Consider the following 661-nt stretch of genomic DNA (forward strand, 5'->3'; position numbering starts at 1 on the left):
TAGGCTCGCCTGAAAAGCCTGCTTTGTTGCTACAGATGAGACTTTTTCTTGAAGAAGTGCAGACATTGCTTTTTATTGATGTGTCATCTAGCATTCGCCAACTTTAATATACTTACTAAATTTCAGAGCATGTGAGCAACTCTTTCATATGCTCTATAGCCTCGAAGCAGCGAACGACAAATATGAAAGCATGGTTTAAAGAGATTGAAGCGCAAGAAGAGGGAACAACATTCCCTATCGCGACCGTCATTGAGGAATTAACCTTTGATGAGCAAGGGTTGATTCCGGTAATTGCGCAAGATGCTGAGACTAAGTCGATTTTGATGTTTGCTTGGATGAATCGCGATGCGCTAGAAGAAACTATCGCTACTGGACGGATGTGTTACTGGTCTAGGTCGCGCAAAAGTCTTTGGCGAAAAGGGGAGAGTTCTGGTCATGCTCAGCAATTAAAAGAATTGCGCACCGATTGTGATGGTGATGTTTTGCTAGCAATGATTGATCAAACAGGAGCGGCGTGTCATACCCACCGAAAATCGTGTTTTTATCTGAAATTTGGCGAAAAAGAAGTTGAGATTAATACTGAGTTTTAGCACCAGATTTGGCTTAGTTCAGATAGTAAAAAGGCGACCTAATGAGTCGCCTTTTATATTTATAAGCGTGT

Annotated in this window: 1 protein-coding gene; it reads left to right on the top strand. The window is 41.6% G+C overall.

Translation table 11 applies throughout. The features are described 5' to 3' along the window. The first annotated feature begins 182 nt into the window (after positions 1-182). Positions 183-590 (top strand): phosphoribosyl-AMP cyclohydrolase, encoded by a 408-nt coding sequence (hisI, locus tag A3738_RS28115; protein ID WP_068482893.1) that lies wholly within the window; start codon positions 183-185, stop codon positions 588-590. Positions 591-661: the final 71 nt, after the last annotated feature.

It is taken from the genome of Oleiphilus sp. HI0066 (genome assembly GCF_001635725.1).

What these genes read in the sequence shown, in the direction of transcription:
- hisI (WP_068482893.1), top strand. Translation starts at nt 183, where the DNA reads ATGAAAGCATGGTTTAAAGAGATTGAAGCGCAAGAAGAGGGAACAACA.